Origin of the sequence: Mesorhizobium salmacidum (SeqCode) (assembly GCF_037179605.1) — a bacterium.
Lineage (GTDB): Bacteria > Pseudomonadota > Alphaproteobacteria > Rhizobiales > Rhizobiaceae > Mesorhizobium > Mesorhizobium salmacidum.
This window is the reverse complement of sequence record NZ_JAPYKS010000105.1, coordinates 1-389: the sequence shown is the minus strand read 5'-3', so window position 1 is coordinate 389 and position 389 is coordinate 1. Positions and strand designations below refer to the sequence as shown.

Below are 389 nucleotides of genomic sequence, written 5' to 3'. Positions count from 1 at the left end.
GTGCGGGCCTGCAGGTCGCGCAATGTCTTGAGTTCGAGTTCGCTTGGCGCCGGTGTTTCGTCAAGCGCCTCGGCGAACTTAACCACCCAGCCACAGCTCTCCTGCACCTGCTTGCGGGTGACCCCGGGATGCAGCGAAACAACAGTGAATTCCTTGGTCACCGGATCCGGCTTCCAGACGGCGAGATCGGTGATCAGCAATGTCGGGCCAGCTGTGTCGATGCCAAGCCGCTGGCGGTGATCGCCGCCCTCGCCATGGCCGAAGGAGGTGAAGAAGTCGATCTTTTCGACCATGCCGCGTTTGGTCTGCGCCATGGTGATGTAGATCTCCTTCGACGATGTCGCGATCTCCGGTGCGCCGCCGCCACCGGGCAGACGCGTCTTGGGATG

Annotated in this window: 1 protein-coding gene; it reads right to left on the bottom strand. The window is 62.5% G+C overall.

From position 1 onward, the window contains the following. A partial coding sequence (locus tag O7A60_RS32190) for a CoA-transferase (RefSeq protein WP_337109604.1) occupies positions 1–389 on the bottom strand: 389 nt, incomplete at both ends.